Below are 12,575 nucleotides of genomic sequence, written 5' to 3' on the forward strand. Positions count from 1 at the left end.
GCGTCCACCCCTCTTCAAGCCCCCCAACACGCCGGTTTCAAAGGCCGCTCCCATGAAAATTCTCGTGCTTGGCTCGGCGGCGGGCGGTGGGTTTCCGCAGTGGAATTGCGGTTGCGTCGGCTGCCGCCGCGCCCGATCCGGCGACCCGGCGGCCAAGCCGCGCACGCAATCCTCGCTGGCGGTCAGCGCCGACGGGCGGCGCTGGGTATTGCTGAACGCCTCGCCTGATTTGGGCGCGCAACTTCTGGCCTCGCCCGCGCTGCACCCGCCCGCCTCGCCTGGGGCCAGCGTCATGCGGGGCAACCCGATCGCGGCGGCGGTGTTGACCAACGCCGACATCGACCATGTCGCCGGGCTGCTGACCCTGCGGGAATCCCACCCCTTCGCGGTTTACGCCACGGCGCGGGTTCAGAGCGTTCTGGCGGCCAATTCGGTGTTCAACGTGTTGAACCCGGCCCTGGTCCCGCGCCGGGTCATGAACCTCGGCGCGCCCTTCCAGCCCGCCGACGCCGACGGCGTTCCGCTGGGGCTGGAGATCGAGGCCTTCGCCGTTCCTGGCAAGGTGGCGCTGTATCTGGAGGATGAGGCCGCCGGTCCCTCCTTCGGGTCGGTGGCCGAAGACACGGTGGCTCTGCGCGTCCGCCCGACGGACGGGGCGAGCGACGGGTTTTTCTACATTCCCGGCTGCGCCGCGCTGCCGGGCTGGCTGGCCGACCGGCTTTACGGCGCGCCGCTGGTGCTGTTCGACGGCACGACCTGGACCGACGACGAGATGATCCGCAGCGGCACCGGCGTGAAGACGGCGGCCCGCATGGGCCATATGGCGATGTCGGGGCCGGACGGCAGTCTGGCCGCCTTCGCGCCCCTGAACATCGCCCGGAAAATCTACATCCACATCAACAACACCAACCCCGCGCTGCTGGAGGACTCGCCCGAACGGCGGGAGGCGGAAGCGGCGGGCTGGCGCATCGCCCATGATGGGCTGGAGCTGACGTTATGAGCGATTTTCTGTCGGTTGACGCCTTCCGCGACGCCCTGCACGCCATCGGCGCGCGGCAATACCACGACCTGCACCCCTTTCATCAATTGCTGCACGGCGGCGGTTTGAAAAAGGGGCAGATCCAGGCCTGGGCGCTGAATCGCTTCTATTATCAGGTGTCGATCCCGCGCAAGGATCTGACGATCATGGCGCGGATGGACGATCCGGCTTTGCGCCGGGCCTGGATGCAGCGGGTGCTGGACCATGACGGGCTGACCCAAACCGGGGCCTTGGACGAAACCAAGGTCGGCGGCATCGAACGTTGGTTGCGGCTGACCGACGGGCTGGGGCTGGACCGCGATTACGTGCGCTCGCTGGACGGGCTGCTTCCGGCCACCCGCTACGCCGTGGACGCCTACGTCAATTTCGTCCGCGACCATTCGCTGTTGGAGGCGGTGGCCTCCTCCCTGACCGAGCTGTTCGCCCCGGCCATCCACCGCGAGCGCATCGCCGGGTTTGAGCAGAATTACGCCTTCGCCAACGACAGCACCCTGTCTTATTTCCGCAAGCGGCTGGACGAAGCGCCGCGCGACGTCGAGTTCGGCCTGAATTACGTGCTGACCAACGCCCGCACCGCCGAACAGCAGCAACAATGCCTGCGCGCCCTGCGCTTCAAGACCGAACTGTTGTGGGCGCAGTTGGACGCGCTGCACCACGCCTACGTCACGCCGAACCTGATCCCGCCCGGCGCCTTCGTTCCCGACGACATGACGCCGACCGAGTACCGGCGGTGAGCGCCGCCGCCCTCATCGACGAGGCGGCGCGCGTCCGGCTGGCGGCGGGGGTGATGCTGCGGCATGACCGTCGGCGCGGCCAATGGATGCTGATGGCCCCGGAACGGCTTTTGGTGCTGGACGACATGGCGCTGGCCGTGCTGCGCGCCTGCACTGGGGCTGAGGATGAAGTGGGCGGCGCCATCGACCGTCTGGCGGCGGAGTATGACGCCCCGCGTGGCGAGATCGCCGCCGACGTGCTCGACCTGCTCAACGATCTGCGCAACAAGGGGTATGTCGCCGCATGACCTGCGCCCTGCCGTCCCTGGCGACCGCCGCCGCCGAACCCGCGCCGCCGTTTGCCGTTCTGGCCGAACTGACGCACCGTTGCCCGCTGCGCTGCGCCTATTGCTCCAACCCCGTCACGCTGGAACCGGCGAGCGCGGAGCTGGACACCGCCACCTGGAAACGCGTGTTGGACGAGGCCGCCGACGCCGGGGCCTTGCAGGTGCATTTTTCCGGCGGCGAACCCTGCGTCCGCAAGGATCTGGAGGAGCTGGTCGCCCACGCGACTGAGGCCGGGCTGTACAGCAACCTCATCACGTCCGCCGTGCTGCTCGACGCGGATCGGCTGGCGCGGCTGAAGGCCGCCGGGTTGCAGCATGTCCAGATCAGCGTGCAGGACAGCGAGGCGGAGGGGGCCGACTGGATCGGCGGCTATCGCGGCGGCCACGCCCGCAAGCTGGAAACGGCGCGGCGGGTGGTGGACAGCGGTTTGGCCCTGACTATCAACGCGGTTCTGCACCGTCACAACATCGAGCGGGTCAACGCCTTCATCGACCGGGCGCTGGAACTGCGCGCCGGGCGGATCGAGATCGCCAACGTCCAATATTACGGCTGGGCCTTGGAAAACCGCGCGGCGCTGATGCCCTCGCGCGAGCAGCTTTTGACCATGGACGCCGCCGTGCGCGCCCGGCTGCCGGAATTGGCCGGGCGGCTGGTCGTCGATTACGTGGTTCCCGATTATTACGCCCGCCGCCCGAAATCCTGCATGGGCGGCTGGGGGCGGCGTTTCATGAACGTCACCCCGCGCGGTCGGGTTCTGCCCTGCCACGCGGCGGAAACCATCCCCGGCCTGAGCTTTGAGACGGTGTTCGACCGCAGCCTGTCCGACATCTGGCGCGACGGCCCGGCCTTCGCCCATTACCGGGGAACCGCCTGGATGCCGCAACCCTGCCAATCCTGCGATGATCGCGAAGAGGATTGGGGCGGCTGCCGCTGTCAGGCGCTGGCGCTGGCGGGAGACGCCGGAGCCGCCGACCCGGTGTGCGAATTGTCCCCCTCCCACGCCGCCGTGGCCCTCCTGCGCGACCGCGACGCCGCCGCCCTGGGCACGCCCTGGCGCTATCGCGGCGGGTGAGGGGGGCTGATTTGGCGGGGTGTGGCCCTCCCTTTCGCGACATTGGTTCGGGTATCGAATCTACGCCATGCACATCCACCGGATGCGCGGAGATCTTGATCGTCACGGGTCTGTTGGCGAGATGATCAACCAAGATAAGATAGAGAATAGTGTTTGCTGATTTTGGACGTTGTTGACCGCGCACTGCAAGTCGGTAGTCAAAATGTTCTGCCGATTGCACCTGCGTTGTCCAGTAATGGTTAGGGAGTTATGGTGTACCAATCTACCGAAGGGTCATTCTGGAACTGCCATCCGTCGATGGTTACAACCCCGCTGGCATCGAGCGTTACCGCTGCGGTCATTCTATCAATGGCGTTTGCACGAAACGCGTCGAGAAATTCATCCGGTTCGATACCGATCTGCTCTAGATCGGCAGTTGAAGGAATACGGTTCATTCTCATCGTTGCCACATGATCACTAAGATCCTGATCGTAATCCTCCTTAGTCTTAAGCATGGTCTTCCACACTTCGCCCAAAAGCTTCACGGGATTTTCGTCAAGATGCCGGAAAAGGGAGTCGATAACCGGAAACCCCTTGCTGATCGCAGCGCGTATCGCGGTTACAGATTCCGAGGTGTAATGATGCTCGATGTCATTGCGGATTTTGTTCAGCGCGTTGAGCGCGCCAGGATCCAGCGGTATTCCAAAGGTGCGCGCTCGCTCACCAATCTCTTGAAAGTCAATTGTCGTATGGCCGGATTGTCGCATCGCAATACCGCCAGCCCCATCAGGGACAGGCTTAATCTTGGCACCGATAACCAGAGCAGGATCTGCCTTAGGTGCAGCCCGAACCAGTGCTTCTTTTGCGAGCAGGAGGGTTCCCGCATATAAATTTCGAACCGCAGAGATATCGCGATCATGATCCTGTTGACGGAAATCTTCTATTCCCATTCGAATGGACGCTATTGCGTTCTCAAACATTGATGACACTTTGTCCCTCCAAAGATTTTATCTTTTCGACGCAAAATCAGCCTCTCAAAAATTGTCATACCGTCTTAATTGTGCGCAACTTTGCTCCAGAGGCTTTAGGAATTCACAATATCTCATTCTCGCGAAAAGCGAGCATGAGAAAATCATATGCTGGTTGGTTTGGAGTGACGAGATGGCGGTCGTTTTTGCCGATTTGCAAAAAGGATTTGCACTTGATCGTTAGGCAGGTATCCTGAACATCCGATCCTGATATCCCTTGAGGGGTATCCACAGCAGATGGATAGATTGATCCATCGCGTTGCCCTATCCATGTAGAGGGTACGCATCAAACCCTGACTTCGGGGCTGGAGAGCCTTAAGTCGCCCTCTCTACGGGGAAAGGGGGAGAACGACTGTTGGTCGGCATCCAAGGTGGCGTCCTCCGCGCCCGCTTGATTCGCTATACCTAAGACACGGCCGTAGCGCATGGGCTTATGGCGTGTGTCGTAGCGAAGGAACAAGTCGTTGAAAAAATCTCGACGCAATGATGGCCCATCTCGTTCCAGTGGTATCTTATTCGTTGCTTCGGCAGCGAAGCACCATACCCAAAGAGAACTTCGAGAGGAAGCGCAAATCTTTAAGAAGGGACGACTGATCAGAAAGCTATTGCCGAATGCTCCAGAGATTGCACGCGATCTTTTAGAACAAGGACTCACTCACGCGGAGGTCGGCGCGAGGTTGGAGGCAATGGCAAGAGTCAGGTAACGAGATGGGCGGCGCTTCGGTGCCGCCCTGTTTTTCTTTCCTTGCCAGCATTGCGGTGTTCAAGAGAACGACGATATGCATTCAGCAGGAAGCCCACCTTTCGCGGCAGTGAGGCCGTCGGCACCCAGCCGGTGGCCTGCGCCATTTTCGGGGCATGGGGCCGCAGTTTTCAGCACATTGGCCAGGGATCTAGTGTTCCACTCCCATCCTTAAATTCCGAACAATCGGATCACTTTCGTGCCGTACCCCTTCCTCCGCGTCATCGGGGGAGGGCAGGCCGTTGCTGAGACTCTGGCTTACGCCGCCGTCCTTTCCCCGCCCGCGCGCAGCCGTTCCGTCAATTCTCGCCAGCGCGGTTCCACCGCCGCGACGGCGCGCTGTTTGACCGGGCCGAAGCCTCGGATGTCCAGCGGCAGGGCGGCAAGCTCCACGGCGAGCGGCAGGCGATCCGCCGTCAGGGTGGCGGCGATGTCGGCCACCGCCGCCTCATAGCGGGCGATCAGGGCGCGTTCCATCTTGCGTTCTTCCGTATGGCCGAACGGGTCGAAGACAGTGCCGCGCAGCCGTTTCAAGCGGGCCAACCCCCGGAAGACCGGCAGGATCCAGCGCCCGAACGCCATCTTGCGCGGTTCGCCCACCGCGTTGCGGGCGCGGGACAGCAGCGGCGGGGCGAGGTGGAAGACCGGGGTCCAATCGCCTTCAAAACGGTCGTGCAGGCTTTTGAGGAAATCGGGGTCGCCGTGCAGGCGGGCGACCTCGTATTCGTCCTTGTAGCTCATCAGGCTGAAGGCGGCGCGCGCCACCGCGTCGGCCAGCGCGGTGGAGGCGGGGGCGACGCGCGCCTCGGCCCGGCGGGCCTGTTCGACCAACGCCCGGTAACGCGCGGCGTAAGCGCGGTCCTGATAGGCGGTGAGGAAATCGGCGCGGCGTTCGATCAGGCTGGCCAGATCGGCGGCGGGCGGCTCCTCCGCCGCGCCCAGATCGGCCAAGGCGGCGGGCTGGTGGGCGGCGAGGCGGCCAAAGGCGAAGGCGCGCTGGTTGGCGGCGACGCCGGTTCCGTTCAGTTCGATGGCGCGGGTCAGCGCCTCCAGCCCAACCGGCAGCAGACCCTTTTGAAAGGCGTAGCCGAGCAGGAAGACGTTGGCGAGGATGCTGTCGCCGAACAGCGCGGCGACGCGGCGGTTGGCGTCCACCACCTCCACCCGATCCGGCCCGGCGGCGCGGCGCAGGGCGCGCAGCAGGGCGTCGGCGTCGGGCAATTTGGCGCCGTCGCGGGTGAAGGCCCCCGTCGGCGCGACATAGGCGTTGGCGATCACCCGCGTCCGCCCCAGCCGCACCGTGCGCAGCGCGTCGGGCGCGGCGGCGACCATGGTGTCGCAGGCCAGCACCAGTTGCGCCTGGGCCGGGTCGATGCGGGCCTGATGCAGCCGCGCCGGATCGCGCGCCACCCGCAGGAAGCTGCACACCGCGCCGCCCTTTTGCGCGAAGCCCATGAAATCCAACACCGACGACGCCTTGCCCTCCAGATGCGCGGCCATGGCGAGCAGCGCGCCGATGGTGACGATTCCGGTGCCGCCGACGCCGACGATCAGGATCTCCGCCGGGTCATCGGCGGCGACCCGCAAGGGGGTCGGCAAGGGGGGCGGCAGATCGGCCAGCGCGTCGGCGAAGCGGGCGGCGACCGCCGCCGGGTCGGGCTTGCGCAGACGCCCGCCCATCACCGAAACGAAGCTGGGGCAAAAGCCCTCGACGCAGGAATAATCTTTGTTGCAACTGGATTGGTCGATCTGGCGCTTGACGCCGAACTCGGTGGCTTTGGGCAGCACCGACAGGCAGTTCGATTTCTTCCCGCAATCGCCGCAGCCCTCGCACACCCGGTCGTTGATGACCAGACGGCGGGCGGGATCCTCCAGCGTGCCGCGCTTGCGGCGGCGGCGTTTTTCCGCCGCGCAGGTCTGTTCATAGATCAACGCGGTGACGCCGGGAATCTCCCGCAATTCGCGCTGCACGGCGTCGAGATCGTCGCGGTGATGGATGGTGGTGAAGGGGGCGAGGCCGGAGCGTGGGCCGTATTGTTCCGGCGCGTCGCTGACCAGGGCGATGCGGGTCACGCCCTCCGCGCTCAATTGCCGGGTGATGGCGTCCACGGAAATCGGCCCGTCCACCGGCTGGCCGCCGGTCATGGCGACGGCGTCGTTGAACAGGATTTTGTAGGTGATGTTGATGTTGGCGGCGACCGCCTGCCGGATCGCCAGACTGCCGGAATGGAAATAGGTGCCTTCGCCCAGATTTTGAAAGATGTGCGGGCGGGTGGAGAAGGGCGCCTGCCCGACCCAGCTTACCCCCTCGCCCCCCATCTGGGCGAGGCCGACGGTGTCGCGGTCCATCCAGGAGGCCATGAAATGGCAGCCGATCCCGGCCAACGCCTTGCTGCCCTCCGGCACCTTGGTCGATGTGTTGTGCGGGCAGCCTGAGCAGAAATAGGGGGTGCGGATGGCGGGCGGCTTGGCGATGGTTTCGGCGGGCAGGAGGGAGGCCAAGCGGTCGGTCGCATGGCCGACGAAGGGATGGTCGGGGAAACGGCGGCGCAGCCGTTCGACCAGCGCCTTGGCGACGATCCAGGGGCGAAGCTCGCCGGTGGCGGGCAGCAGCGGCGCGCCCAACTCGTCGGTTTTGCCGACCAGCGCGCGCGGGCGCTCGCCGTCGGGCAGATGGTAGAGCAGATCCTTGAGCTGCCCTTCGACCAGCGGGGCCTTTTCCTCGACCACCAGAATTTCCTCGGCCCCGCGCGCGAAGGCCAGAGCGCCGTCCGGCTCCAGCGGCCAGGACAGGCCGATCTTGTGAACCGACAGGCCGATCTCCGCCGCCTCCGCGTCGCCGATCCCCAGCAGGCGCAGGGCTTCCATCAGGTCGAGATGGGCCTTGCCGGTGGTGACGACGCGCAGCCAGCCGCCCCGGCCCAGCACCGTCCGGTCGATGCGGTTGACGCGGGCGAAGGCCTTGACCGCCGCGATCTTGGCGGCCAAACGCTCCTCGATCCGCAGGCTGGGCAGGTCGGGCCAGCGGCAATGCAGGCCGCCCGGCGGCGGGGTGAAGTCAACCGGGGCGAACGCGGCGTCGAGCGGGGGAAGCTGGACGGTCGCCCCGCTCTCCACGCTTTCGGAAATCGCCTTGAAGCCGACCCAGCAGCCGGAAAAGCGCGACAGGGCGTAGCCATAGAGGCCGAAATCAAGATACTCGCGCACGCCTGACGGGTTGAGAACCGGCATCGACCAGGCGACCATCGCCAGATCGCTTTGGTGCGGCATGCTCGACGACACGCAACCGTGATCGTCCCCGGCGATGGCCAGCACGCCGCCGCGTGGGGAGGTTCCATAGGCGTTGGCGTGCTTCAGCACGTCGCCCGCCCGGTCCACCCCCGGCCCCTTGCCGTACCACAGGCCGAACACGCCATCGACGGTCGCCTCGCCGGAGGATTCCACCCGCTGGCTGCCCATCACGGCGGTGGCCCCCAGATCCTCGTTGACGCCGGGAACGAAGGTGATGGCGCGGCGGTCGAGATGCGGACGCGCCTGCCACAGCGCCATGTCCAGCCCGCCAAGCGGCGAGCCGCGATAGCCGCTGACGAATCCGGCGGTGTTCAGCCCGGCCCGCTGGTCGCGGTCGCGCTGAAGCAACAGCAGGCGCACCAGCGCCTGCGTGCCGGTCAGGAACACTTGCCCTTGCGCGCGGGTGTAACGGTCGTCCAGGCGATAGCTCTGGTCGATGCGCGCCGGTTCGTCCCACAGGCCGCCGCCCGCCATGCCGTCCATGTCTCGTCCCTCGGTTCTTTGGTGCGTTGAACCGAGTGTGCGCCGAACCCGCGCGAAGGATTGTGCGCGTTGGGTCCGGGTTGGGGGTCATCTGGGCATGGCGATGCGGATTGTTGGCAAGGTGCGCAAAAATCATGCGCGCTTCGGCGTGCGGCGCGAGAGGTCTACTCCGGATTGTGGGATCGGCGGATCAGATCGGCGTACCAGCGCGCCGACTCCTTGGGGATGCGGGCCTGCGTCGCGTAATCGACGCGGACGATGCCGAACCGGGTGCCGTAACCGCCGCCCCATTCAAAATTGTCCAGCAGCGACCACACGAAGTAACCGCGCACGTCGGCCCCCTCCGCCCGCGCTTGGCCCATCATGCCGACGCAGTCGCGCAGATAGGCGACGCGCTTGTCGTCGATCACCCGCCCGTCGGCGTCGGGCGTCTCGTCGGCCTTCGTGCCAAAGCCGTTTTCCGTCACGTAGATCGGCAGCCGGTAACGCTTGGTCAGATCCAGCAGAACCTCGCGGAAGGCGCTGGGGTCATAGGGCCAACCGACGTCGGTGCGCGGCATTTCGGGTGGCGGGGAGCCAAAGCCAAAGCCCCAAATCAGGCTGTCGTCCTTGCGGCCATAGACCGGGGCGTAATGGTTCAACCCGAACCAATCGACCGGGCGGGCGATGCGCGCCATGTCGCCGGGCTGGACGTAGGGTTCGATGGCGGCGGCTATGCGCGGCGGGTAATGGGCGCGCAGTTGCGGATCGGGGAAGGCCCAATTCCAATGCTCGTCGAACAGGGCGGCGGCCTCGACATCCTCCGGCTGGTCGGTTTCTGGGCGCATCGGCTGGACGCTGTGCACCGCGCCGATGGAGGCGTTGGGAACCAGCGCGCGCAGCGTGTCCACCGCCGCGCCATGGGCGAGGTTGACGTGATGGATGACCTTCAGATGGACCGCCCGGTCGGCGATGCTGGGCGCGCCCCAGCCAAAGGCGTAGCCGAACAGGGTGAAGACGGAAAACTCGTTCACCGTCGCCCAGCGCTTCACCCGGTCGCCGTAGCGCTTGGCGCAGAGCGCGGCGTAATCGGCGAACCAGCCGACGCTGTCGCGGTTCGACCAGCCGCCCAAATCCTGCAAAGCCTGCGGGAAATCCCAGTGATAGAGGCAGAGCCAGGGTTCGATTTTGGATTCCAGCAAGCGGTCGATCAGCCGGTCGTAAAAATCCAACCCCTTCTCGTTGGGCGCGCCGCGCCCGCGCGGCAGCACGCGCGGCCAGGACACCGAAAAGCGGTAGGCGTCCAGCCCCAACCCGGCCATCAGTGCGACGTCGTCGGCGTAACGATGGTAATGGTCGCACGCGACGTCGCCATTCTCGCCATTGTCCACCCGGCCTTTCAGGTTGCAAAAGCTGTCCCAGACGCTGGGCGCGCGGCCATCCTCCCGCGCCGCGCCTTCGACCTGATAGGCGGAGGTTGAGGCCCCCCACAGGAAATCTTTGGGAAAGGCTGGGCTGTCGGTCATGGCGGAACGCCTTCCAGGGTAATGTCGCCCTGCCAGCCTACCCGTTTCCCGGTTGGAGGGAAGGGGCTGAAAGGTCGCTGCCTCAATCGGCCAGGATCGCCGCGATCAGCAGCCCGGCGGCGCGCTCCACCTCCTCCGCCATGGTGGTTCGGCCCAGACCGAAGCGCAAGGTCGCGTGCGCCTCCTCCACCGACCGCCCCATCGCCAGCAGGACGTGCGACGGCTCCGCCGCGTCGCTGTGGCAAGCCGATCCGGTGGACAGGGCCAGATCGGGCAGGCCGAGCAACAGATCGGCGGCGTCCAGGCCGGGCAGGGTGACGCTCAGGCAACCCGGCAGCCCGTCCGGCGGGCTGTTGCGGCGCAGCCTCGGCAAGGCGGCGGACAGGAGGAACCACAGCCGTTCGCGCAACCCGGCGATCCGCCGGGAGTCCTCCGCCGCGCGGTCGCGGGCCAAGCGGCAGGCCGCGCCCAACCCGACGCAGAGCGCCGTCGGCAGCGTGCCGGGGCGCAAGCCCCGCTGTTGCCCGCCCCCCGCCGACGGCGGGCGCAGCGCTGCCCCGTCGCGCGCCGCCAACGCCCCGATCCCCATCGGGCCGCCCAGCTTGTGGCCGGACAGGCTGAGAAAATCCAGGCCAAGCCCATCCATCGACAACCCGCCGCCGCCCGCCGCTTGGGTCGCGTCGCTGTGGATCAGCGCGCCCCGCGCCCGCGCGACGGCGGCCAGTTCCGCCAAGGGTTGGAGCGTCCCGACCTCGTTGTTCGCCGCCATGACGGAGACCAGCGCCGGGCCGGGCGGGCGGTGCTGGGCTGTCTCAAGCGCCGTCTCCAGCGTCGCCGGGGCGAGGCGCCCGTCGGACTCCACCGGCAGGATCGTCACCGGGCAACCCCGCCGCCGCAACTCCGGCAAACAGCCCAGCACGCTGGCGTGCTCGACGGCGGAAACCAGACAGGCCGCGCCCGGCGCCGTGCCGCCCAGCAGGGCCAGCGTGTTCGCCTCCGTCGCGCCGGAGGTGAAGAGAACCGCGCCCGGCGGCGCGCCGATCAGGGCGGCGACCTCCGCCCGCGCCGCCTCCACGGCGTCGGCGGCGCGCCAGCCGGGCCGGTGCGCGGCCTGCGGGTTGCCGACCGCCGCCGGGGAGAACCAGGGCAGCATGGCGTCCAACACCAGCGGGTCGAGCGGCGTCGAGGCCAGATGGTCGAGGTAAATCGGCGTCGTCATCCGTTTTCCGCCATGCTCCCGCGCGTCGCCGGAACGTTGACAGGCGCCAAGCCGTCCGGTTACGCAAGGGTGCCGTCCCTTGCGGGGCGGCGTCCATACGCTTGTTCTCAGGGCAGGGTGAAATTCCCGACCGGCGGTATTCCGTTCTTCCGAACGGGCAGCCCGCGAGCGCCCATCGCCCCCGTGGCGGTGGGGTCAGCAGATCCGGTGCGACGCCGGGGCCGACAGTCACAGTCTGGATGGAAGAGAATGAGCCGATCTCGAAGGCGTCCGCGCGACTGCGCGTGGGCGTCGTCGCGGATCCGCGCGCGGCGTTCCGGGGCTTCAACCTTGGCGCGCCGAACCCTCTTTTGCGCCCTGATTCAGGCTCGCCCAATCCAGGAGTGAGTGACATGAATCAGATCAACCACCAAGACAGCCTGCTCAGCCCCTTCGGCGATCCGCAGGAGCGGGTCGCCCGCGCGGTCGAAGCCGTCCGCAATGGCGGCGGCGTCATCGTCGTGGACGATGAGGACCGCGAAAACGAAGGCGACATCATCTTTCCCGCCGACAGCCTGACGGTCGCGCAGATGGCCCTGCTGATCCGAACCTGTTCGGGGATCGTCTGCCTGATCCTGACCGACGAGCGTCTGAAGAGGTTGGAGTTGCCGCCGATGGTGGCGTCCAACTCCTCGCGCTTTGGCACCGCCTTCACCGTGTCGATCGAGGCGCGGGTGGGCGTGACCACCGGGGTGTCCGCCGCCGACCGCGTCGTCACCGTCAAAACGGCGGTGGCCGACGATTGCCGACCGGAGGATCTGGCCCGGCCCGGCCATGTCTTTCCGATCCGCGCCCATCCGGGCGGTTTGGCCGTCCGTCGGGGCCACAGCGAGGCGACCATCGCCCTGATGCGATGGGCCGGACGGACGCCTGCGGGCGTGTTGTGCGAGGTGACGAACCCGGACGGATCCATGGCGCGGTTGCCCGATCTGGTGGTCTTCGCCCGCGAGCAGGGCTTGCCCATCGTCAGCATCGCCGATCTGGTCGCCGCTGAAACGGCGCGCGCCGCCGCCTGATCAGACTTGAGGCCTCTCGGACATCTGTCCTATAATTAGGAATGGGGCAAAGGTCCGGGAAGCGCGGTCAAACCAAGGGGAGCGGGGGAGCTTTTCCCCCG

Annotated in this window: 9 protein-coding genes and 1 riboswitch; of the genes, 5 read left to right on the forward strand and 4 right to left on the reverse strand. The window is 66.6% G+C overall.

What is annotated here, in order from left to right; all coding sequences use genetic code 11:
* Positions 1–52 precede the first annotated feature (52 nt).
* From pqqB to pqqE, 4 genes are read left to right on the forward strand one after another with little or no spacing between them, the layout of a single operon-like run.
* Positions 53–1,000, forward strand: coding sequence for a pyrroloquinoline quinone biosynthesis protein PqqB (pqqB, locus tag D3877_RS13665; protein ID WP_119831335.1), 948 nt, complete (start codon positions 53–55; stop codon positions 998–1,000).
* Positions 997–1,773 carry a pyrroloquinoline-quinone synthase PqqC gene (pqqC, locus tag D3877_RS13670; RefSeq protein ID WP_119831336.1) on the forward strand — a complete coding sequence of 259 codons (777 nt, stop codon included), beginning with the start codon at positions 997–999 and terminating at the stop codon, positions 1,771–1,773. The genes pqqB and pqqC overlap by 4 nt, the downstream gene beginning before the upstream one ends.
* On the forward strand, positions 1,770–2,060 hold the full coding sequence (gene pqqD / locus D3877_RS13675; RefSeq protein WP_238474880.1) for a pyrroloquinoline quinone biosynthesis peptide chaperone PqqD: 291 nt from the start codon (positions 1,770–1,772) through the stop codon (positions 2,058–2,060). The genes pqqC and pqqD overlap by 4 nt, the downstream gene beginning before the upstream one ends.
* On the forward strand, positions 2,057–3,172 hold the full coding sequence (gene pqqE / locus D3877_RS13680) for a pyrroloquinoline quinone biosynthesis protein PqqE (RefSeq protein ID WP_119831337.1): 1,116 nt from the start codon (positions 2,057–2,059) through the stop codon (positions 3,170–3,172). The genes pqqD and pqqE overlap by 4 nt, the downstream gene beginning before the upstream one ends.
* A 239-nt stretch (positions 3,173–3,411) precedes the next feature.
* On the opposite strand, the gene D3877_RS13685 is transcribed toward pqqE, so the two are convergent.
* The 4 genes from D3877_RS13685 to D3877_RS13705 all read right to left on the reverse strand — a co-directional run bounded on the left by D3877_RS13685 (position 3,412) and on the right by D3877_RS13705 (position 11,419).
* The gene (locus D3877_RS13685) at positions 3,412–4,131 is read right to left on the reverse strand and encodes a hypothetical protein (protein ID WP_199720802.1); all 720 of its coding nucleotides are present in this window, start codon (positions 4,129–4,131) and stop codon (positions 3,412–3,414) included.
* Positions 4,132–5,179: 1,048 nt separating this feature from the next.
* Complete coding sequence (locus D3877_RS13695) at positions 5,180–8,695, reverse strand: indolepyruvate ferredoxin oxidoreductase family protein (protein WP_119831339.1); 3,516 nt, start codon at positions 8,693–8,695, stop codon at positions 5,180–5,182.
* A 164-nt stretch (positions 8,696–8,859) separates the two neighbouring features.
* The gene (locus tag D3877_RS13700; RefSeq protein ID WP_119831340.1) at positions 8,860–10,200 is read right to left on the reverse strand and encodes a GH1 family beta-glucosidase; all 1,341 of its coding nucleotides are present in this window, start codon (positions 10,198–10,200) and stop codon (positions 8,860–8,862) included.
* Between the two features lie 82 nt (positions 10,201–10,282).
* Positions 10,283–11,419 carry a cysteine desulfurase family protein gene (locus D3877_RS13705; RefSeq protein WP_119831341.1) on the reverse strand — a complete coding sequence of 379 codons (1,137 nt, stop codon included), beginning with the start codon at positions 11,417–11,419 and terminating at the stop codon, positions 10,283–10,285.
* A gap of 99 nt (positions 11,420–11,518) precedes the next feature.
* Positions 11,519–11,674, forward strand: a riboswitch (FMN riboswitch).
* Positions 11,675–11,811: 137 nt separating this feature from the next.
* On the opposite strand from D3877_RS13705, the gene ribB reads away from it, so the two are divergent.
* Positions 11,812–12,474 (forward strand): 3,4-dihydroxy-2-butanone-4-phosphate synthase, encoded by a 663-nt coding sequence (gene ribB, locus D3877_RS13710; protein ID WP_119832440.1) that lies wholly within the window; start codon positions 11,812–11,814, stop codon positions 12,472–12,474.
* Positions 12,475–12,575 lie beyond the last annotated feature (101 nt).

The sequence above is a fragment of the Azospirillum cavernae genome (genome assembly GCF_003590795.1).
Classification (GTDB): Bacteria; Pseudomonadota; Alphaproteobacteria; order Azospirillales; family Azospirillaceae; genus Azospirillum; species Azospirillum cavernae.